General features: G+C 60.9%; 18 protein-coding genes and 1 pseudogene. 8 read left to right on the top strand and 11 right to left on the bottom strand.

The window, feature by feature from the left end:
* Nucleotides 1-38 precede the first annotated feature (38 nt).
* The 8 genes from BM413_RS24925 to BM413_RS24890 all read left to right on the top strand — a co-directional run bounded on the left by BM413_RS24925 (nucleotide 39) and on the right by BM413_RS24890 (nucleotide 7,827).
* Nucleotides 39-1,034 (top strand): NAD(P)H-quinone oxidoreductase, encoded by a 996-nt coding sequence (locus BM413_RS24925; RefSeq protein ID WP_091917560.1) that lies wholly within the window; start codon nucleotides 39-41, stop codon nucleotides 1,032-1,034.
* 14 nt (nucleotides 1,035-1,048) lie between these two features.
* Nucleotides 1,049-2,053 (top strand): ABC transporter substrate-binding protein, encoded by a 1,005-nt coding sequence (locus tag BM413_RS24920; protein WP_091917559.1) that lies wholly within the window; start codon nucleotides 1,049-1,051, stop codon nucleotides 2,051-2,053.
* Nucleotides 2,054-2,116: 63 nt separating this feature from the next.
* Nucleotides 2,117-3,304: an amidohydrolase family protein gene (locus tag BM413_RS24915; protein WP_210188975.1), complete on the top strand. Its 1,188-nt coding sequence runs from the start codon at nucleotides 2,117-2,119 to the stop codon at nucleotides 3,302-3,304.
* Complete coding sequence (locus tag BM413_RS24910; protein ID WP_091917558.1) at nucleotides 3,304-4,824, top strand: class I adenylate-forming enzyme family protein; 1,521 nt, start codon at nucleotides 3,304-3,306, stop codon at nucleotides 4,822-4,824. Before BM413_RS24915 ends, BM413_RS24910 begins: the two co-directional genes overlap by 1 nt.
* A gap of 4 nt (nucleotides 4,825-4,828) precedes the next feature.
* Nucleotides 4,829-5,842, top strand: coding sequence for a zinc-binding dehydrogenase (locus BM413_RS24905; protein WP_091917557.1), 1,014 nt, complete (start codon nucleotides 4,829-4,831; stop codon nucleotides 5,840-5,842).
* Entirely contained in the window at nucleotides 5,839-6,288 is a 450-nt protein-coding gene (locus BM413_RS24900) for a PaaI family thioesterase (protein WP_091917556.1), read from the top strand. Before BM413_RS24905 ends, BM413_RS24900 begins: the two co-directional genes overlap by 4 nt.
* On the top strand, nucleotides 6,285-7,085 hold the full coding sequence (locus tag BM413_RS24895; protein ID WP_091917555.1) for an ABC transporter ATP-binding protein: 801 nt from the start codon (nucleotides 6,285-6,287) through the stop codon (nucleotides 7,083-7,085). The genes BM413_RS24900 and BM413_RS24895 overlap by 4 nt, the downstream gene beginning before the upstream one ends.
* Nucleotides 7,072-7,827, top strand: a complete 756-nt coding sequence (locus BM413_RS24890) for an ABC transporter permease (protein WP_175544430.1) — start codon at nucleotides 7,072-7,074, stop codon at nucleotides 7,825-7,827. The genes BM413_RS24895 and BM413_RS24890 overlap by 14 nt, the downstream gene beginning before the upstream one ends.
* Nucleotides 7,828-7,946: 119 nt before the next feature.
* On the opposite strand, the gene BM413_RS24885 is transcribed toward BM413_RS24890, so the two are convergent.
* From BM413_RS24885 to BM413_RS24835, 11 genes and pseudogenes are all read right to left on the bottom strand, one after another.
* Nucleotides 7,947-8,819 carry a polysaccharide deacetylase family protein gene (locus tag BM413_RS24885; RefSeq protein ID WP_091917553.1) on the bottom strand — a complete coding sequence of 291 codons (873 nt, stop codon included), beginning with the start codon at nucleotides 8,817-8,819 and terminating at the stop codon, nucleotides 7,947-7,949.
* Nucleotides 8,820-8,851: 32 nt separating this feature from the next.
* Nucleotides 8,852-9,529 (bottom strand): aspartate/glutamate racemase family protein, encoded by a 678-nt coding sequence (locus BM413_RS24880; RefSeq protein ID WP_091917552.1) that lies wholly within the window; start codon nucleotides 9,527-9,529, stop codon nucleotides 8,852-8,854.
* A gap of 4 nt (nucleotides 9,530-9,533) precedes the next feature.
* Entirely contained in the window at nucleotides 9,534-11,330 is a 1,797-nt protein-coding gene (locus tag BM413_RS24875; protein WP_091917551.1) for a M28 family peptidase, read from the bottom strand.
* Nucleotides 11,327-12,487, bottom strand: a complete 1,161-nt coding sequence (locus BM413_RS24870) for a M20 family metallopeptidase (protein ID WP_091917550.1) — start codon at nucleotides 12,485-12,487, stop codon at nucleotides 11,327-11,329. Before BM413_RS24870 ends, BM413_RS24875 begins: the two co-directional genes overlap by 4 nt.
* Nucleotides 12,484-14,133, bottom strand: coding sequence for a M24 family metallopeptidase (locus tag BM413_RS24865; protein ID WP_091917549.1), 1,650 nt, complete (start codon nucleotides 14,131-14,133; stop codon nucleotides 12,484-12,486). Before BM413_RS24865 ends, BM413_RS24870 begins: the two co-directional genes overlap by 4 nt.
* 105 nt (nucleotides 14,134-14,238) lie before the next feature.
* The gene (locus BM413_RS24860; RefSeq protein ID WP_210188974.1) at nucleotides 14,239-15,111 is read right to left on the bottom strand and encodes an ABC transporter substrate-binding protein; all 873 of its coding nucleotides are present in this window, start codon (nucleotides 15,109-15,111) and stop codon (nucleotides 14,239-14,241) included.
* Between the two features lie 23 nt (nucleotides 15,112-15,134).
* On the bottom strand, nucleotides 15,135-15,911 hold the full coding sequence (locus BM413_RS24855) for an amino acid ABC transporter ATP-binding protein (protein WP_091917547.1): 777 nt from the start codon (nucleotides 15,909-15,911) through the stop codon (nucleotides 15,135-15,137).
* Nucleotides 15,908-16,789 (bottom strand): amino acid ABC transporter permease, encoded by an 882-nt coding sequence (locus BM413_RS24850; RefSeq protein WP_091917546.1) that lies wholly within the window; start codon nucleotides 16,787-16,789, stop codon nucleotides 15,908-15,910. Before BM413_RS24850 ends, BM413_RS24855 begins: the two co-directional genes overlap by 4 nt.
* 791 nt (nucleotides 16,790-17,580) lie before the next feature.
* Nucleotides 17,581-17,874 (bottom strand): addiction module antidote protein, encoded by a 294-nt coding sequence (locus BM413_RS24845; protein ID WP_091917545.1) that lies wholly within the window; start codon nucleotides 17,872-17,874, stop codon nucleotides 17,581-17,583.
* Nucleotides 17,867-18,172, bottom strand: coding sequence for a type II toxin-antitoxin system RelE/ParE family toxin (locus BM413_RS24840; protein ID WP_091917544.1), 306 nt, complete (start codon nucleotides 18,170-18,172; stop codon nucleotides 17,867-17,869). The genes BM413_RS24845 and BM413_RS24840 overlap by 8 nt, the downstream gene beginning before the upstream one ends.
* A gap of 215 nt (nucleotides 18,173-18,387) precedes the next feature.
* Nucleotides 18,388-18,870 (bottom strand): annotated as a pseudogene (locus BM413_RS24835) (tyrosine-type recombinase/integrase); the annotation flags it as partial.
* Nucleotides 18,871-19,433 lie beyond the last annotated feature (563 nt).

The raw sequence follows: 19,433 nt of genomic DNA, 5'->3' as shown, positions 1-19,433 counted from the left end.
CCCTGCCATCTCGCCGTAGAACCCTGTCATGCCGTGCCATGCGCGCAGTTCTGCTGACTCGAACCGGTGCGCCCGAGGTGCTGGAGCAGGCTGAACTCCCAAAGCCGAAGCCCGGTCTGGGCGAAGTCGTCATCGCCGTCGAGGCGGCGGCTCTCAACTATGCCGATCTGATGCAGCGGCAGGGCATATACACCAAAGCCGCATCGCTGCCGACTGTACCCGGCATCGAATGTGCCGGCACGATCATAGACATCGGGCGCGAAGTGGACGGCTGGCGGATCGGCGACCGTGTCTGCACACTGGTTTCAGGTGGAGGCTACGCCGAGTATGTCACGGTGCGGGCCGATCAGCTGATGCCTGTACCCGAAGGGCTCGATTTCATCACCGCTGCTGCGCTGCCAGAGGCTGCATGCACCGTCTGGTCGAACCTTATCGACATCTGTCGGCTCGACAGCGGCGAGTCACTGCTGATTCATGGCGGTGCAGGTGGGATCGGCTCTTTTGCGATCCAGGTTGCCGCGGCACGCGGCAGCACGGTGTTCGCGACAGCCGGGAGCCATGCCAAGCTAAGTCTTTGCGAGGAACTTGGCGCAAGCCGGGCGATCTCGTACCGCGAGGAGGATTTCGTCACCGTCGTGCAAGAAGCGACCAACGGCCACGGCGCCGACGTGATCCTCGACAATATGGGCGCGTCCTATCTGCGGCGCAATCTGGACGCGCTGGCGGTCGATGGCCGGCTGGCGATGATCGGGCTTCAGGGCGGCAAGGATGTCGAGCTTTCGCTGGGCGAGTTGTTCGCCAAACGCGCCTCGCTCTTCACCACCTCGCTGCGCGACCGGCCGACGCGCGAAAAAGCGCGCATCGTGCAGGGTGTGCTTCGCGATATCTGGCCGCTGATTGCGTCTGGAACGGTCAGGCCGGTCATCGACCGGACCTTCGCGCTCGGCGAGGCGGCGCATGCGCATCGCCATATGGAGTCGGGCCGGCACACCGGAAAGATCGTTCTCACCGTCCGAGAAAATTCGAATTCATAAAGGGGAAATAAAAAATGAAATCACGTATTTTGTACTCGTCATTGCTGGCGCTCGGCCTGGCTTTTGCCGCTGCGGCTCCCGCCTGCGCGCAATCCGCGGCGGCTCCGGAAAAGATCAACCTTTCCATGCACTTCAACGTGCCGCAATTGTCCTGGTACGGCATCTATTGGGCCGACGAGAAGGGCTACTTCAAGGAAGCCGGCATCGAGCTGAACTATCAGTATCTGCGCGGTTCCACTCTCGCCGTCCAGTCGACCGCAGCCGGCCAGTCGCAACTGGGCATCGCCGCGGCCGACACCGCATTGTCCGCGGTCGCCAAGGATCTTCCCATCAGGGTGGTTGCGAACCATCTGCAAAAGGATGCTACCGGCGTCATCGTCGACAAGGCCAAGGTGGATGCAAAAAGCTTCAAGGATCTCGATGGAAAGACGATCGTCACCTCCGACACCACCACGCTTGCCACGCTGTTGCGAGCGGGCTTGAAGCGCGAAGGCATGACCGACAAGGTCAAGGTGTTATCGGTTGATGCGCAGGCTGTCTGCACCCTGATGCTGACCGATCAGGCCGATGGCTGTACGGGCTTCTCCTTCGCCCATGCATTGCAGGTGAAGGCAAAGGGCATCGACCCCGTCTTCCTGCCGTTCAGCACGCCGGATTTCCCTATCCTCGGCCATGTCATTCTCGCCAACAACGACTATCTCGCCGACCACGCCGATACGGTGCGCGCCTTTCTGGCGGCCACCGCACGCGGCTATCAGGAAGCCAATGCCGACATTCCTGCAACCGTGGAGATGATGGCGCGCATCGACCCGACCCAGCCGCGTGAAACACTGACGGATGCGATTACCATTATTGCCGGTCTGACCACGAGCCCGCGCTCGGAAGCCAGTGGCTGGGGCTATATGGACGACCAATCCTGGAACAATCTTTACAGCGGCCTGATTGAGGGCGCCGTCATGCAGCCGGGCCTCGACATCTCCAAGGTCTACACCAACGACTACCTGCCCGGTAAGAATTGATCTTCTGCCAAAACAGGCGCGCCGGGTTTGGCCGGCGCGCCTTTTACCGTTCGGATTGAGCCTTTGCCCCATAACCCTTCTAAAAGTCTCGGCCTAGTCATTCGTGGTGTGGATATCTATGCGCCAGAGCCGCTTGGCGCTGGCTCTATTCTCGCCATTAACGGCCGAACTGTCTCGGTCGATGATGCAACAGCCGACCGTCTGGCTGAGCTACCCGGCCTCGAACAGATCGACGCGACAGGCCTGCGCGCTATTCCGGGCCTGATCGACCAGCACATTCATTTCGTCGGCGGCGGGGATGCGAACGGCCCGCTCGGCCGCGTTCCCGAGCTGACTGCCGACATGTTCTTTGAAGGCGGCACTACGACGGCGGTGGGTCTACTGGGCGTCGACAACGAGACGCGCGACTTGAGGCTGTTGTTGCGCAAGGCGCACGAGTTGCGCGCCCGCGGCTTGAATGCCTTCATCTATACCGGCGGTATGCCGCTACCGGCGCGTCATCTTCTCGATAGCGTCTGTGCCGACGTGTCCTTCATCGACCAAGTCATCGGCGCCAAATCGGCGGTCGCCGAAAAACTTCACCCCAACCGGTCCTGGCACGATCTCGCCGAACTCGCGGGGCAACTGATGCGCGCTAGCGCAATGTCGGGCAAGGCCGCCGTGCTTCACTGCCATGTCGGCTCGCTGCCCGAAGCGATCGAATCTTTGGAGCGGCTGGTCCAGGAACTCGGCATGCCGCGCGATCAGATCGTGCCGACACATGTCAACCGCACGCCCGATTTCTCGCCGGTCTTCGAACAGGCGATCGCTTTTGCCAGGAAAGGTGGCACGATCGACATGACGTGCTGCGTCTCCAAACTGGATGGAAATCCAACCGGCATCGACGTGCCGGAGGCGGTGAAAGCCTGTCTGGCCGAAGGGATAGCCCTCGACAACATCACAATCTCGACCGACGGAAATATTCCCGCAACCATCCGCGATACGGAGGGGCGCGCGCTCGGCTACAGGACGGTGCCGCCATCGGTGCTGTGGCGCGACGTGGTTCGTCTCGTGCATGAAGCAGGCCTGCCGTTCGAACAGGCTTTGCGTCCCGCGACAACCAATGTCGCCCGCGTCCTTGGCATCACGGGGAAGAAGGGCCGGATCGCGCCCGGCTATGACGCCGACTATGCGCTGATCGGCCCCGACGATGACATCCGTCTCGTGATTGCCGGCGGGCATGTCGTCTTCCGCAAGGAGGATCGCGCCTGATGGTCATGTACAACAACCTTGGCGCGGCGCTGCCGGGGAATATCGATGCGGATCGCATCTCGATCGTCGATCTGAGCGGTCCCGTTCGTCGCGACGTTTCCTACAGCACTTTCGACGCCCTTGCGGAGGCTTATGCGCGCGGCCTCAAGGGCAACGGCTTCGGCTCAGGCAGCCGCATCGCGGTTGTCGCCTCCAACAGCACGACATATCTGGCAATCGTCTACGGCGCGTTGCGCGCCGGCATCACGGTGGTTCCGGTCAACTACAAGCTGCCGGCGCAGCTGGTCGCGTTCATCCTCGCGGACGCCGCTGTCGAACTGGTCTTCTGCGATGCAGCCCGGCGGCATCTCGTGCCGGATACCATACGACACATCGACATCGGCGATGAAGATGCACTGTCGGTTTTCCGGGACTTCGGAGCTTTCGAAGCGGTCGCCCCGCTGGAAGGCGACATGGCGATGGTTATCTACACGTCGGGCTCGTCCGGCGTGCCCAAAGGCGTTATCTTCTCCCACCGCGCCCATCTCTGGGCGCTTGACCACCGTACCAGCCTTGCCAGCCCCACCGCACAGCGCACTGTTGTGGCGGCACCGCTCTATCATCAGAACGGCCTCGCATCCTCCCAAGCGACGCTCGGCAGCGGCGGTACGGTGATCCTCCTTCCAACCTTCGAAGTCGAAGCTTTCGCACGCGCTATCGTCGAGCACAGCGTGGAGATGATCACCGCCGTACCGACCATGATCGCCATGCTGATGCGGCGTGCCGACCTTTTGCGCGAACTGGATTTCTCCAAGGTCAAGCTGGTGCGTGTCAGCTCCGCACCTTCGAGTCCCGAATTGTTCGCCGATATCGCGCGCATCTTCCGCAATGCCAGGATCGTCAACGGGTTCGGCACGACAGAAGGCGGGCCTATCTTCTTCGGCCCCCATCCCGACGGCATCGACACACCGCAGATGTCGGTCGGTTGCGCCCATCCCGACGTCGATCTGCGGCTGATGCGCGATGGGCGACCGGTCGAGGACGAGGGCGTGCTCGAAGTCAAAAGCCGCGCGGTGATGATGGGCTATCTCAACCGGCCCGACCTGACAGCCAAGGCCATGACCGCCGACGGTTTCTACAGCACCGGCGACATCTTCCGGCGTGACACCAATGGCTTCTTTTTCTTCGTCAGCCGAGCCGACGACATGTTCGTCTGCGGCGGTGAGAATGTGTTTCCCGGCGATGTCGAGGCGATCCTCGGTCGCCATCCGGCCATCGCCGAAGTCAGCGTCATCCCACTAGCCGACGAGATAAAGGGCCACAAGCCGGTGGCGTTTGTGGTGGCGCATGCGAATGCCACCGTCACGGAAGACGAGATCAAGGCCTTCGCGCTCGCCAACGGGCCAGCCTGCCAGCATCCACGCAAGGTCTATTTCCTGCCGGAAATGCCGCTTGCAGGCACCAACAAGATCGACAGGAACGCGCTCGCCCGAAGCCTGAACATCGGCAGCGCGGACGCGACATTGAAAGTTGAAAGGTAAGTCAGTGAGAGCCTTCTATATCAGCAAGCACGGTGGACCTGAGGTCTGTGTCTATTCGACAGACTATCCTGATGCTGTTGCCAAACCGGGCGAGGTTGTGCTGCGCGTCAAGGCTTCGACGCTGAATTACCACGACATTTTCACCCGGCGCGGCATGCCCGGCATCACACTGCCCCTCCCCGTCGTGCCTGGTCTCGATGTCGCGGGCGAGGTCGTCGAGATCGGCGCGAATGTCGAGGGCTGGACCATCGGCGACCGGGTCGTGGTCGATCCGATCAACCGCATCAGCCGCGGCATCGTCGGCGAAACGATCGATGGTGGCCTGGCTGAATATTGCGTCGTTCCGGCCCATCAGCTCGTCCGCATCCCCGACAACGTCGACTTCGACACGGCGGCGGTCATGCCGACAGCCTATGCGACTGCCCTGCGGATGATGTTCACCAATGGCCGCGTGAGCGCGGGCGAGAAGGTCGGCATCCTCGGCGCCAGCGGCGGCGTCGGCGTCTGCTGCGTGCAGCTTGCCAAGTTGGTCGGCGCGGAGGTCGTGGCCTTTGCAAGCTCCGCCGACAAGCTTGCCCGCCTCAAGGATCTGGGCGCCGATCACGTCATCAACTATCAGGAGAAGGATTTCCTCGAGGAGATCCATGCACTCTACGGCAAGCCCAGCCGCCGGGGCCCGAAATCGACCAACGGTCTCGACGTCATGATCAACTACACCGGCGGCGATAGCTGGGTGAAATCGCTGAAAACACTGCGTGTCGGCGGCCGCGTGCTGACCTGCGGCGCTACCGCAGGCTTCGACCCGGTCGAGGACATCCGCTACATCTGGGTTTTCGAGCTACAGATCCTGGGGTCCAACGCCTATACGCGCGAGGATATCGAGAAATGCCTGGAGCTGGCGAGCCAAGGCAAGCTGAAGGCGCTGATCGATGAGACCTACACGCTTGAGAATGCGGCCGAAGCCTTCGCACGGGTGGAAGAGCGACGCGTTCTGGGCAAGGTTGTGGTTCGTCCATGACCCCGCCCGTCAACAACGATCTGGAACGATATCTTCGCCAGTCGCCTTTCGTCGCCTTCATGGGCCTGGAACTCACGCTCGTCGATCCGGCCGCGGGAAAGCTGGCGCTGAGCATGAAACTCAAGCCCGAGTTCGAAAGGTCCGAAGGCCAGACGGGACGATGGCACGGCGGCGTGGTGTCGGCTCTTGCCGACACAGCCGGCGACTTCGCGCTGATCATGATCCATGGCGCCCCACCACCGACCGTCAACATCCGGGTCGATTACCTGCGCCCCATCACTGGTCCGAGTATCGTCGCGACAGCGACGGTCAGGAAGACGGGACGCAACATCGCATTTGTCGATATCGACATCCACACACAGGATGGCGCGCTGGTGGCGATCGCTCGCGCGAACTACGCCATGGCGGGGATACAAACTGTATCTCAGACGGAGCGTCAGGCATGACTGCGGCATCGAGTACAATCATCGGCGACGGCCTCAACCTCGTCTATCGTCGCGCCGGCGCCGAACCGGTCGAGGCGCTGAAGGGCGTCTCCTTCACCATCGCTGACGGAGAATTCATTTCGCTGATCGGGCCGTCAGGTTGTGGCAAGACCACCTTGCTCAAGATCTTCGGCGACCTTTTGCAACCGAGCACGGGCACGCTGACAATCAACAGCCAGCAGCCGGCGACCTTGCGCCGTGAAAAGGTCATCGGCCAGATGTTCCAGGACGCAACGCTGCTTCCATGGAAAACCATCGGGCAGAACATCGCGCTTCTTGGCGAAATCGCCGGGCGCCGGCCGAGCCGGGAAGAGGTCCAGGCTCTGGCCGACATGGTCGGCATCGGCCATTTTGTCGACAGCTATCCGCACGAGCTCTCCGGCGGCATGCGCCAGCGCGCCGCACTTGCCCGCGCCTATGCGCTGAAGCCGCGCATTCTGCTGATGGACGAGCCTTTCGGCGCGCTCGACGAGATCACCCGCGAGGATATGAACGATGAGCTGGTGCGTGTCTGGTCGCAGAACAAGCTGACCGTCATCTTCGTCACCCATTCCATCGCCGAGGCCGCCTATCTGTCGGACCGGGTCTTCGTCATGGCCCCGCGTCCGGGCCGCATCGTCGCCGACATCCGCATCGACATGCCGCGCGCGCGAAGGCCGAGCGAGCGGTTCGGCCCCGAACTGACGCGACATGCCGAGGAAATCCACCACCACCTGGTCTCGAACATGCAGCGGAGCAATGCGCATGAACCTGCTTAACCGCTTCCTGCCCGGGCTCACGATCCTGGCCGGCGTGCTGATTTGGGAATTCGCCACCCGCTATCTGGCGATCCGCGAGTTCATCCTGCCCGCGCCCTCCGTCGTCATCCAGACGGCAATCGCCATCGCGCCCGAACTCGCGCGCAACATGTGGGCGACGCTTTCGGTGCTGTTGTCGGGTTATGTGCTCGGCGTGGTGATGGGCATCTCGCTCGCCGTCATAATGCTCGTCCTGCCGCCGGTGCGGCGCGCGATCTATCCGCTGGTGGTGATGTCGCAGACGATCCCCAAGATTGCCATCGCGCCGCTGCTGATCCTGTGGTTCGGCGTTGGACCTGAACCGAAGATCTTCATTGTCGCGCTGCTGGCGTTCTTTCCCGTTCTGGTGAACACGGTTGCCGGGCTTGAAGGGACCGACAAGGGCCATCTCGAACTGATGCACTCGGTCGATGCCAGTCTGTGGAATATCTATCGCCACGTGCGGCTGCCCGCAGCCGTCCCGCAGATATTCGCCGGCCTCAAGCTTGCCCTGACGGTGAGCGTCATCGGCGCGGTTGTCGGCGAATGGGTGGTCGGAAACCAGGGTCTGGGCTATCTGCTGCTCGCCTACAATTCGTCGCTTGCGACGGCCAACGTGTTTGCGACGCTGTTGCTCATCATTCTGATAAGCGCAACGCTTTTCTACACGATCACCCGCATTGAAAAGGCCGTGTCCTGGCGCGCGCGGTTCCAGTCGGACTGAACCCGGCTGGAGTGTTCCATGCAAGAAGAAGGGCGGCCGCGCGGCCGCCCTTTCTCTTTCCCGTCAAAGTCCTGTGCTCAGGTCGCTAGGCTAACCCTAGCGCGCAACAGGTTCCACGGTCATCGCGATATTTCTGCCTCGCAGCGCTCGTAATGCTCGGTGATCTCGCGGCCCGTAGCGATCCAGACGTCGTCGAATTGACGAACATGGGTGAGGAACTGGTCGAGGATACGGATACGCATTGGCCGGCCGGTAACCTGCGGATGCATGACCATGGTGGTGACGCCGCCCCATTCACGCGTCTGGTCGAATTCGTCGCGCCAGATCGACAGAACTTCCTCGCGTCCGAACATGGCACGCGGGCTGGTGCGGTGCGTCAGCCCGTAGCTCCAGTCGTCGAAGGAATAGTTGACTGGAATCTCGATTGGGCCGGCACCCGAAGGCAAGAGATGGCGATAGGGCCTGATGTCGTCACGGAACGAGCTGGAGTAGCGGATGCCGCGCGATTTGAGCAGTTCCATCTGCTCGACGCAGGTTTCTCCCCAAGGGGCGCGGTAGCCTGCCGGCACAATGCCGAGCACGCGCTTCATGGCGTCGATCGCGCGGTCCATTTCGTCGATGCGGGTCGCCTCGTCGGCGGTGTCCGGACGCAGATGGAGATAGCCGTGATGGGCAATCTCATGGCCACCGGCGAGAATGGCTTCGCAAGCCGCAGGATTGGCATCGATCGACCAGCCGGTGACGAAGAAAGTCGCCGTCACCTCATGGCGCTTGAGCACCTCGAGGATCTTGGGAATGCCAACGCGGGCTTCATAGCCGCCATAGGACATGGTGATCAGACGCTTGGCGTTTTGCGGATCCGCACCGAGCCACACCGATTCAGAATCGACGTCGAAGGCAGGAAAGAGAGCAGATGTAGCGCCGCTTGGCCAGGGAAACTCGGGCGCGGCGGGTGCGGGGTTTGCAGGCTTTGTCGCGAGATTGTCGTCCATGAGACAGTCCTTCCTCTTCGAGCACCCGGGTCTCAGGCCCGGCTGGCGGATTGCATGATCTGGGCAAGCACGATTCCGGCCGCGGCTTGCGTCGGGTCGATGACGGGCAGGCCGACAGCCTTCTCGACCGGTGCAACGTAGCGCGCGAGACCGGCGCCGGCGAACAACAGCACTTCGGCACCGTCCTCACGGAGCGCCTTGCCCGCTTCGATCGCTCGTTCGGTGATGAAATCCGGATGCTGCAGCTGGTCATAGGTGAGGCCGAGGCCACGATGGCCGGCGATGCGTGCCGCGATTCCCATGTGGCGGGCTAGACGCATGCTCTTTGCGCCACGCCCGGCAGCAACGCCGATCGTACCGATGAGGTCACCGAGGCTGAGCGCCGCCGCAAATCCGGCCTCACCGATACCGGCAACCGGTTTGCCCGTCAGGCCGCGCGCAGCGTGGACGCCCGGATCGGAAAAACAGGCGACGACGAAACCCGCCACTTCAGTACGCGCAGCCTCGCGCTCGATAAAGCGCAAGACGGCCGGAGCCGCGTCGTCGCTGTCGCGCGCGGTGCTGATCCCGTTAGGCCCATCCGCCAGCGTCAGGCAGTTGAAGGCCGGCAGCCTTTCCGCCTCGGTCCAGGCGAGGCTTTTGGCGATATCTTCGGTGATGCCCGTATCGGTACGGCTCGAAGCGTTGATGACGTGGATCAAGCGGGACATTGGATTACTCCGCTGCGTGTGCCGAGGCAGTGCCGGTGAGCGCATCGCTGAGCGCCCGGAAATCGTCGATCAATCCGTGGGCTGCCTCGAGCGCATCGGTAATGGACTGGCGCAGACGCATCAACTTGGTGCACAACAACCGCGCCTCGGTCGCATCAGCCGGCAGCGCACGATAATCGTCGAGGCTGGCGAGCAGCGGCACAGGCTTGGACAGCGTGCTGATGCCGTAGCTGTCTTGCCCGTAACGACCGATGGCTGAGCTGGAGATGAAAGTGAGATTGCGTGCCAGCCGCAGCACGAGGCGATTGGCGCGCTCGCGATGGGCGGCAGTCTTCGTTGCGGCCTCGTTCTCAAGATAGTCGTCGAGCCAGACAATATCGGTTCGGAGACGGGCAAGGCCTTCGGGAATGCGCGACAACTCCGCCGGGTCGTCCCTGCCGTCGAGCATTTTGGCGAAGCGGGTTTCCAGATCAGCGATCCGGGAGGAGAAGCGGTGCGGCAGGACCGGATTCGTCACTAGCGAATGGACATAGCGCGAGCACCAGTCCAGGTCGGCTTCCAATGCGGACTCGTCCATCACGTCGATCGTGTCGAACTCGGTGTGATTGTACCAGCCGAGCGTCGCGCCGTTCTGGCTCTTGACCACACCGGCATCGTAGCTGTGCCGGCCAGTAACGGCCGGGACGCCGATACCGAAGAAGGACTGATCGCCGACGCGACGCAGCGTCGTGACCTTCTGCGGCAGGGTATCCGCGAAGACGGCTTTGGAGAGCGTCTGCGAATAGGCGGCAAGCTCCGGGCAGGAATTGATGTGGAACTCGCTCGTGCCTTTCATGCCCACCGAATCGATGTTCACATAGGCGACGGCGTCTTTGTTGATCTTCTCCCAGTGGCTGTCGACGAAATAGGTCGAGCCAGCGGCTTCCGCGACCTCGTGGCCGTTCCAGAAGCAGAACACGACAGAGCGGCGCAAGGTATCGCGCTGCCGCGACAGAAGTCGTGCGATCTCGAGCATAACCGACATGCCGGTGATGTTGTCGGTGACGCCCGGATCCCAGGAATCGATATGGCCCGAAACGATGACGAACTGCTCGTGCTCCGGCGAGGTTTCAGGGGCATGAAGCCACGCGAGCGGCTGGTAAAGGGTGCGCCAAACGCGCTTTGCGGTAAGCTCCGCGTGAAGGGTTACAGAGCCTTTAGACAGGCGCCCGCGCAGCATGATGCCGTCGGCGCGGGAGATGCTGATACCGGCGATGCGCGGGATGTCGTTCCAGTTCTCCGGTGTCGGGTTGCCCCAGACCGATTTCAGGGCGCGCCATGGAATTTCCCGGCCATCATCACTGCCCCAGTTCATCAGGATGATGCCCGCCGCGCCCATCGCTGCGGCAATGCGGGCTTTTTCGGGGGTCGCTGGTGCATAGGACACTTCCGCGAGCACAAGCTTGCCCCGAACATTCTTGCCTTCGTAGTCGCTGATGGCACCCGGGCCGACATCGATCAGTTCGGCCGTCAGCCCGCCGGCTGGCGTAGGCTCGACGTGAAGGCAGGGACGGCAGGCAATTTCCGGCCCCTGCGAACCGTCGATCCGCAAGGCAGCCTGTCCGATGTCGCTGTCGAAAGTCTCGAAAGGCTGAAGCGCAGCATCTAGGCCGAATGACTTCATGGTCTCGATAATATACTCGCCAGCGGCAAGATCCTGGCCCTGACCGCTCTTGCGGTTGGGAAAGTTGGTTCGCATGTGATCGACATGCTTGAGCGTCTGGGCAAAGGAATAGTTGAGGGCGCTGATGCCGGATGTCATGGCAAGAGCCTTTCATGCGAGGATTTCAGAAACTGCAGGGCGAACTCGGTATAGAGCCTGCCTGCAAGATGAAGCTGGTCGAGATCGACCCACTCGTCGCCGGCATGCATATTGGCTCCGCCGGGACCGAACAGGATGGTCGGGATACCTGCACGACCGCAAAAAATATTCGCATCGGAAACACCGCGCCCGAAGGCGAGATCCGGCTCCTTGCCGATGACGCTGCGATAGGCATCGGCGAATGCCGTGACTAAGATGTGTTCCTTGCCGAGCCAGAAGCTTTCGTAGCGCGGCTCGCCGACCGTGACTGTGAACTGCGCGGGAGAGCCGAGTTCAGCGGCAAGGCGCTCGATCGATGCGACCGACCCTTCCACCGTTTCACCGGGCATGAAATGCCAGTTGATGGTGAAGCGGCACAGGTCGGGCACGCGGATTTCGTAGCGCCCATCGCCCGAGCTGACATCGAGCACGCAATGGCTTGCCTTGCCGAAGTCGGGATGCGCGAAGCGATCCAGGCTGCCGATTGCCACCAGCAGACGCGCTGCCTCGATGACGGCGTTGACGCCCTGTTCCGGGCGCGAGCCATGGGCAGAACGGCCCCGCACCTCGACCTTGAGGTTGATCTTGCCCATCGCGCCGATCACGACGTCGTCGAAATGCGGCTCGCACATGATGGCCGCATCGATGCCGCGATCCTTGCGCACGAAGGCGTTAGCGCCGCGTGAATAGGCTTCCTCGTCGGCGAGAGCTACGAAAATCAGTTTGCCGCACCAGCTTTCGCGACTTTTATAAAGCGCGCGGGTCGTCATCATTGCGGCAGCCAGCCCTGCTTTCATATCCATCGCGCCGAGCCCGTAGAGGCGGCTCTCCTCGATCCGCGGCTCATGCGGCGTGCGCGACCAGTCCGACGCGATGCCGACCGTGTCGCAGTGACCGCCGATCCAGAGCGTCGGGCCGCCGGGTTGACCGTCGACCTCGACGACAACGTTCTTCAGGCCACCGTCCGCATCCTCGATAATTGCGGTCATGCCTTCGGAGCGGAACCATTCTGCGATGCGATGTTGCACAGCTTGTTCGGCGCCGGAATAGCTCTCGATGGCAACGAGTTCGCTCAAAAGGCCGACCAACTCGTCGTCATAGGCATTGGCAGAGGTCACGACGCCACATCCGCGGTGAAGGGGATCGCGCCGCTTTCGGTAATGAGATAGCCGTCCTCGACAGCGATCAGCACATCGCCGATCGGCCAGACATATTCGGTGCAGCCGAGCATGCCGTCCTCGACCCGTTCCGTCACGCCCGGCAGGAAATAGACCGACGAGATGGTCTGGCGCTGAATGGTATGGCCGCAGTCGCGCAGATAGCCCTCGACACCCTTGCCCTCGGGCAGGAGATTAAGCCTGCGCAGCTCGCCTTCCAGCGGGCGCAGCTTCTCCACGCCAATGGCATGCACTTCGTGTCCGCTCATGCCTGGCCGGATCGCCGGGATCAGGTCTTCGACTAGAATAGCTCGCAACCGGTCGTGCAGGGCTGCGATTTCAGGTTCGGTACAAATGGTGCGGGCAATGTCGGAGCAGCCGCGCAGGCAGCCGAACGCATCTGCAACGACCAGACCCATGTCGAATTTGATCGTCCGGTCGGTGGGGGAAACCGCATAGTCGCCTGCGGTTGCGGGCAGGAAGGTGCGAGCGCCCGAGTGCACGATGTCGAAGTAAGAAAAGACGCGTTCTTCGAAACCGTACTTGGCTGCAAACCGCTTGACCGCCTGATGATAGACGGCGACCAGATCGCGTTCGGTGATGGTGCCCTCGGCGTTGCGCCGGAAGAAATCGCGCGCTGCCGCAATGCCATGCAGTACGGCGTTGCCGGCAAGGATGAAGTAGACGAGATCGTCGCCGGCGCGACGGTCCTGCCAGCGCTTCAGGACATAGCCGGCATCGTCGAGCGATACCTTCGCTTCGGCAATCAGCAGATGCGCGCCGACCGACAAATGGTCCCTTTGATATCCGATACGGGCGTGGCCGGCTTTCCGGAGAACGGCAGCAAGGCTGTCGCACCTGCCGCGTGCCACGACGTCGCCGCGTTGCAGCGGCTCGGTCGAGAACAGGGTTATCGTTGTGGCCTGCGGTGCAAACAGCACGGAGATACCATGCTGTTCGATGACCTTCGCCGGCATGCTGGTAAACATCTCCACCTCGTGCGGAGCGGTCACATAAAGTGCATCGAAGGATTTTTCCACGCACAGCGCATCGAGCGGGGCAAAGCCGCGTGCATGGGCAGTGGCGGCTTCGAGAAGCCGCTCGCCATGCGGCAGGGCGCGTATGAAAGGCGCGAAGGCGGCAACATCGGCGTTGCGCGTGGCTATCCACTGCGCTTCGATCTCGAAGCGGGCTTTCTCATAGACGAAGAGCGGCTGGTGATCGGGCAATCCGAACAGCGTGACCGGCCCGCTGTCCACCAGCATCTGATACCGGCTTACCGGCAGCGTTGCCTCGCAGGCGAGCACGCTGCTGCCCACCGCCTTTCGCACCGCCTCGGCAAAGGTCGTGACGGGTGCCGCCATATCCTTGTCCCAGGAGAAATAGCGGCCATAGACTTGGCGTTGGAAGCCCGGTTTCAGGACGCGGCAGGCATCCGAGTCTGCCTCGCTGATGACCACCGACACTCCACCCTCACCTTCGACGACGACTGGAGAGACGCTGAGAGGCGAACCGCGATAGATGCCCGGATAGGTCAACTGGTCGGCAAATTCGTCTCCGAGGTGGTCGAAAACGGTATCGAGGCTGGCGAATAGACGCGCCGTCATGGCTGGGGTCCTGCTGTGTGCTGCTGCCCCTACTGAGGCGAGACGGCATTTTCCTACGGGTGTTTTGCGCCGCCGCATTTCACGGCGGCGCAATGACGCGATCGCTTACTTGGCGCGGGGTTCGCCGTTGATCTTCGTCGCCTTCACCTCGGCGTAGGGCATTTCCCACTTGGCGAAGATCTTGGTGTAGGTGCCGTCGGCGATCATCGAATCGACCACGTCGGCGACGACGTCGCGCAGTTCCGCATTGGCCTTGGCGAAGCCGAAACCGGCATAGTCGATGGCGACCGGCTCGCCGATCAGCTTGAACTTGCCCTTGTCGGCGGAACCTTCATGTTCATTGAGGTAACGGATGGCATCGACGCCCTGTGCGGCGGCTACCGCGCGCTGCTGGATCAGCTGGAGGCGCGCATCCGCGGTCTTGTCGACGAGCACGTACTGGACATCGGGCAGGCTCTTAGCCTTGCAGACCTTTTCATTGAAGTCCTGCAGACGGATGTAGAAGATGCCGTTGCGGTTGACGGCAACCGGCTTTCCGCAAACATCCTCGACCTTTTCCAGATCGTCGCCAACGCCCGGCATGGTGAACAGCTGCGTACCGGTGGAGAAATAGTCTACGAAATCAGTCTTTTCGCGCCGTGCCGGAATATCGGTCATGCCCGATGCACCCATGTCGATACGGCTGGTGTCGAGCGAATTGATGAGCTGGTCGAAGGACTGTTCCTGCCATTCGACCTTGAGGCCGAGACGGCGGCCGATCTCTTCGGCAAGATCGATATCGAGGCCCTTCAGCTCCAGTGTCGCCGGATCCTTGAACTCCAGAGGCGGATAGGTCGGGCTGGTGCCGACGACGAGCTGGCCGGCATCCTTGAACTTGGCGGGTACCTCGGCGCTGAAATCGTCCTGCGCGGAGGCGGCGCCGGCAGCCATGGCAAGGACGGCAGCAAGTGCGCAGCCTGAAAGAAGCATTCTAATCATCTTAGTTCCCTTGTTTTCGTTGGTTATTGCTTGTTTGAGAGGTGGAAGCGCTGAAGAAAGTCGCGCGTGCGCTCCATCTTCGGCGCACCGAAAAGTTCGGCAGCAGGTCCGCATTCGACGAGCTGGCCTTTATCCATGAAGGCGATGCGATCGCAGACGTCGCGAGCGAAGGCCAGCTCATGCGTCACGACCACCATGGTACGACCCTGCTGGGCGAGCGCCTTGATCGTTTCGAGCACTTCATCGACGAGTTCTGGGTCGAGTGCGGATGTCGGCTCGTCGAAAAGCAGAACTTCCGGATCCATCGCGATGGCGCGTGCAATGGCCACACGCTGCTGCTGGCCACCGGATAACTGGACTGGATAGCGATCATAGAGCCCGGAGAGCCCGACCTGATCCAGATGGCGCCGGCCCTTTGCCATCGCCTCCGCCTTCGGCATCTTCTTGACGATGGTCAGGCCGCTGATGACGTTCTCAAGTGCCTTCATATGCGCGAAAAGATTGAAGCGCTGGAATACCATGCCGGTGCGCATGCGCTGGGCGGCGAGTTGCCGGTCATTTAGTTCATATAGTTTGCCGCCCTCCAAGCGATGGCCAACGAAGTCGCCACTGACGTAGAGATCGCCGCCGTCGATCGTCTCCAGACTGTTGAGGCAGCGCAGGAAAGTGCTCTTGCCGCTTCCCGACGGCCCGATGATGCCAAAGACTTCACCGGGTTGCACATCCAGAGTGATGCCACGCAGGACTTCAACGCTACCGAAGGACTTGCGCAGATCGCGCGACAGAATGGCTGGCGTCATGCGCCCACTCCCTCTTCGATCTTGACTTTGGCCGACGACCGGCTGAGCGACCGCCCCAGGCGCTTTTCGAGGAAAGACTGTCCGATGCTGAGCAGCGTCACCGTCGCGAGATAGTAGATCGAGCAGACGATCAGCATTTCCATTACGCGGTTGTTGACGAAATAGATCATCGACGCCGTGTGCATGATCTCGTGGTAGCTGATGACTGCTGCGAGCGAGGTGTGCTTCAACATGCCAATGACTTCGTTGCCGATAGGCGGCGTGATGACACGGAGTGTCTGGGGCAGCACGACATGGTGCAAGACCTGGGACCGGCGCATGCCGATCGCCTTGGCGGCTTCGACCTGACCCGCATCGACGGAGAGAATACCCGCCCGGATCACTTCGGCCGTATAGGCGCCCTGGCAGACGCCAAGGCCCAATAATGCTGCCCAGAATGGCGTCATGATATCGACGGTGCGCGCTTCCCAAAGACCCGGAATGCCCATCACCGGGAAGATCAGCGCCAGGTTGAACCAGAGCAGGAGTTGCAGATAGACCGGCGTGCCGCGGAAGAACCAGATGTACCCACCTGCCACCGTGCTTGCCACGGGATTGTCGGACAGACGCATCAACGCGGCTAGGAGCCCAAGCGCGATGCCAAGCGCCATGGCAAGAACGGTCATCAGCAGCGTATTGCCGAACCCGAACAGGATGGCCTTGGCAGTCAGAAACTGGCCAACATAAGACCATTCGATCTGGCCGTTGGCAAAGGCTCGGAACAGGAGTGCCAGAAAGATAATACAGATGATGCCGGTGACCCAGCGCAACGGATGGCTGAGTTTCACCCGCTTCACGCCGTTCGTAAACGGCAGGTCGATCTCCGCATTGGCCGTCATAGCTCGCCTAGCCTCAATGATTTTGCAGTAACACCATCTAATGCTGTCACCCTGGCTGGAAAGCCACTTTCATGATCAGGCTAAATGCAAAACGTGTCAATTATCGAGATACAATATCCCGCATGCTGGGATTTATAAACCGCATTAAGCCGATACTTCCATAAAGCCACGGCTTCATGCGACGGCAATCAACAGCTAGCTTGATAGACATCGCGGAGAAATTCCGGATGATGGTTTGCCCGCAAAGGACAAAGGCGGTGTGCAGTCCAGAATTATCTGTCCCTGTCCGGGGTTATGTGCGGTATTGTACGTGCCAGGTCAAACCGCGTTGAGTTGCAGTGGCCGGCGTGTCTCACGCAAGGCGGCCATGATCGTCAATGAAGCGGAAAATCGACGTCCGCGACGGAACACGAGCCTGCCGAGACTTCGCAACGCAGGCCCAGTTCGATCCCAGCCAGCAACATCGTCTCCGCGCTCGATTATGGCGTAGCATCTCAAATCGCAAACCAGTTCTCGAACCTTCCCTGCGGAGCTCGTGATGTCCACGCCGGGACGGTGGTTGCGGTGACCTCGTTGAATCGGCTGACGTCGGATCATCCGAACTCGTTGCACACGTCGAGTCATATCGACCCTGTCATGATTCTCCGAACGAAAGAAAAGAAAATGCTTGACCATTAGCCGCAATTAAAGGGCCGGAACACACCCAGCCGTCGCGGTAGGAGAGGGCGACTCCCGCACTTTGGGACCGACGCATTGATACGGATCGTCGCAACAGGAGCCTATCCGAATGGTTAGGCTGCGATATTGTGCTTAGGCTCGAGATGAAAGCCTAGAGCTTTCATAACGGCCAGCGTCGTTTCCAGGGTAGGATTGCCGTTTTCACTGAGCGATGTGTAAAGATGCTCACGGGCCAGTCCTGTCTGTCGGGCAATTTTACTCATGCCCTTGGCCCGGGCGACAACACCCAATGCAGATGCAATGAACTTTGCATCACCAGTTTGCATGGCTTCGGACAAAAACGCCTCAACGGCCTCATCCGAATCGAGCATTTCAGCGGGATCAAAATCAAGAATTTTTTCAACCATTGTCTTCGCTCCATTCGGAGGCCAGTCGCTTGGCCGTTCTGATGTCAGTTTCCTGCGTACCCTTGTCACCCCCGCACAAAAGCACGACGATAGTTTCACCGCGATTTTGGAAATAGACGCGATAGCCGGGACCATAGTGAATACGCAACTCACTAACGCCTTCTCCTACCGGGGCGACGTCGCCAGGATTTCCAGATGCGAGACGATGCAGGCGCATGGCAATTGCAGCCTTTGCCTTTCCGTCTTTCAACCGTCTTTGCCACTTCCGGAACGTGGCGGTCTGCTTCAATATCGTCATGGGGATTTGTAAGGTATAAATTACAGTTTGTCAAAATACGCAGATACGTCGGAGATGTCACTTCGCTTGATTTTCTTGGCTTTGGAAACCGCTCGTCGTTGGATCAGCCTTGCTCCCATGGCAAAGCATCTGCACCCACACCGTTGAAACTCGCGGCCTCCCGGAAGTCGCTCTTAGCGGGCCGTATCTCGCAATATGCGCGCTCTGTCCGGGGATCATGTAATCACCCGCGCTGCCCGACCGAGCTGCCGTTCGGCGTCGTTGTAATAGCATGAGGCCTGCTGGACGGAGCGATGCTGCGACTGCTGTATGGCTTCGGGGAGAGAAATTCCGCGGCGCGCGGTTTCCGTGAGATAGCCGGAGCGCAGCCCATGGGCGCTGAACACCCGCGGATCGAGCCCGGCCTGGGCAACCCGGCGTTTTAAAATCAGATTGACCGCCTGCGGGGTCAGCGCGCGGCGTTCGAGATGGCCCCAGCGATCGATCTTTTTGAACACGGCGCCCTCAAAAATGCCGGCGCGCGCGATCCAGTCCTTGAGCGCTAGAACCGGCCGGCCGACCAGCAGCACAAACGCGTCGGCATCGGCCGCGGTGGTTTTTGTGCGACCGAGTTTGATCGCCAGGCAGGGCAGGGTGCCGCCCGAAGAATCTTTTGGATCGGCCGGCACCGGGTCCTGGTCGACGAGTTGATCGAGGCGAACTTGGCTCAGAAGCTGTGGAACAGCTTCCTCTCTCGGAGCATCCGCTGCTAGTTGAGGATCATATCAACTGGCTGACCAGATCGGGACCATCACTACCGCCTCTCTCAGAGGTGTGGGCGATCCTTCTTTGGGCGAAACTCTGCGGGGGATTTAGGCCTGAAAGCTCGATAGCCTCACCCGAAAGAACTGTTTCGGAACATTCGGACAGATCATAGATCAGGGCGACTGGTCGCCGTTCCTGATCTAATCGCAGGACGAAGAATGGCAACCCGCTCAAACGAAAAAGCCGCCGGGAAATTCCCAACGGCTTCGGTGTCTCAGATGAGATGTGCGGCTTAACTTCTCAACTCGCCAGTACATCCGTGGTCGGACAAAAAGGAAAGCCTCCGCGCATCAACCTCATGATGGGGACGCGCTACACCCGCTCTATATGAATACCCATTGCGGTTTATTCAAGACCGCGTCGCCCGAAAGGCTTTGTGCTCGCAGCCGCCCCAAAAGAATGAACGGCCAAGGTCTGAGGGCCAATCGACGGAACGCACCGCATCGACAAGCAGCAT

The sequence above is a fragment of the Mesorhizobium sp. YR577 genome (genome assembly GCF_900116595.1).
GTDB lineage: Bacteria > Pseudomonadota > Alphaproteobacteria > Rhizobiales > Rhizobiaceae > Mesorhizobium_M.
Note: the sequence above shows the minus strand (reverse complement) of the source record. Positions and strands in the feature narration are given on the sequence as shown.

What these genes read in the sequence shown, in the direction of transcription:
- BM413_RS24925 (WP_091917560.1), top strand. Translation starts at nt 39, where the DNA reads ATGCGCGCAGTTCTGCTGACTCGAACCGGTGCGCCCGAGGTGCTGGAG.
- BM413_RS24920 (WP_091917559.1), top strand. Translation starts at nt 1,049, where the DNA reads ATGAAATCACGTATTTTGTACTCGTCATTGCTGGCGCTCGGCCTGGCT.
- BM413_RS24910 (WP_091917558.1), top strand. Translation starts at nt 3,304, where the DNA reads ATGGTCATGTACAACAACCTTGGCGCGGCGCTGCCGGGGAATATCGAT.
- BM413_RS24900 (WP_091917556.1), top strand. Translation starts at nt 5,839, where the DNA reads ATGACCCCGCCCGTCAACAACGATCTGGAACGATATCTTCGCCAGTCG.
- BM413_RS24895 (WP_091917555.1), top strand. Translation starts at nt 6,285, where the DNA reads ATGACTGCGGCATCGAGTACAATCATCGGCGACGGCCTCAACCTCGTC.
- BM413_RS24890 (WP_175544430.1), top strand. Translation starts at nt 7,072, where the DNA reads ATGAACCTGCTTAACCGCTTCCTGCCCGGGCTCACGATCCTGGCCGGC.
- BM413_RS24885 (WP_091917553.1), bottom strand. Translation starts at nt 8,819, where the DNA reads ATGGACGACAATCTCGCGACAAAGCCTGCAAACCCCGCACCCGCCGCG.
- BM413_RS24880 (WP_091917552.1), bottom strand. Translation starts at nt 9,529, where the DNA reads ATGTCCCGCTTGATCCACGTCATCAACGCTTCGAGCCGTACCGATACG.
- BM413_RS24875 (WP_091917551.1), bottom strand. Translation starts at nt 11,330, where the DNA reads ATGACATCCGGCATCAGCGCCCTCAACTATTCCTTTGCCCAGACGCTC.
- BM413_RS24865 (WP_091917549.1), bottom strand. Translation starts at nt 14,133, where the DNA reads ATGACGGCGCGTCTATTCGCCAGCCTCGATACCGTTTTCGACCACCTC.
- BM413_RS24860 (WP_210188974.1), bottom strand. Translation starts at nt 15,111, where the DNA reads ATGATTAGAATGCTTCTTTCAGGCTGCGCACTTGCTGCCGTCCTTGCC.
- BM413_RS24855 (WP_091917547.1), bottom strand. Translation starts at nt 15,911, where the DNA reads ATGACGCCAGCCATTCTGTCGCGCGATCTGCGCAAGTCCTTCGGTAGC.
- BM413_RS24850 (WP_091917546.1), bottom strand. Translation starts at nt 16,789, where the DNA reads ATGACGGCCAATGCGGAGATCGACCTGCCGTTTACGAACGGCGTGAAG.
- BM413_RS24845 (WP_091917545.1), bottom strand. Translation starts at nt 17,874, where the DNA reads ATGGTTGAAAAAATTCTTGATTTTGATCCCGCTGAAATGCTCGATTCG.
- BM413_RS24840 (WP_091917544.1), bottom strand. Translation starts at nt 18,172, where the DNA reads ATGACGATATTGAAGCAGACCGCCACGTTCCGGAAGTGGCAAAGACGG.